Origin of the sequence: Gluconacetobacter takamatsuzukensis (assembly GCF_014174275.1) — a bacterium.
Lineage (GTDB): Bacteria > Pseudomonadota > Alphaproteobacteria > Acetobacterales > Acetobacteraceae > Gluconacetobacter > Gluconacetobacter takamatsuzukensis.
Genome location: NZ_JABEQK010000033.1, coordinates 1 through 525 on the forward strand (window position 1 = coordinate 1; position 525 = coordinate 525).

The 525-nt window shown below is 70.9% G+C and carries 1 protein-coding gene; it reads right to left on the bottom strand.

Annotated features, from left to right (window positions below):
* The coding region (locus HLH27_RS16900) for a hypothetical protein (RefSeq protein ID WP_182951288.1) at window positions 1-525 on the bottom strand (525 nt) is incomplete at both ends.

Below are 525 nucleotides of genomic sequence, written 5' to 3' on the forward strand. Positions count from 1 at the left end.
TGGACCGTCAGGGCGCCGGGCTGGCCGTTGAAGTTGGCCACCGGCACGAAGTCGAGTTGCACGTTGCTGCCGAGCACCAGCGCGTTGGTGCTGGAGAGGTCGGACGGCAGGGCGGTCCAGTTCGCGCCGCCATCGGTGGAGTAGCGCCACGTGCCCTGGGTTGCCGGGTTGGCGGCATCGCCGGTGATGGCCATGCCGGCCAGGGTGTTGGCGACCGAGGCGGTGGAACCGCCCGCCGCTTTCTGCTGGTCGGTTGCGTCGGAGAACACCGGGCCGAGCAGCAATGCGACCGGGCCGGCCATTACCGCCGGACCCGTCGGATCTTCCGGTTCGCCCATCGGCAGCGGCACGCCGGCCATGGTCGGGGCGTCGTTGATCTGGGCAACGGAGATGTCGAGGGTGACCGAGGTGGCGCTGAGCGAGGTGGTGGTGCCGGTTACCGTGGCGTTGACGCCTGCCAGGGCCATCGGGGTTGCGAGCAGGTCGGCACCGTAGACGGCGCTGCCGCCGCTGCCCGAGAGCGGC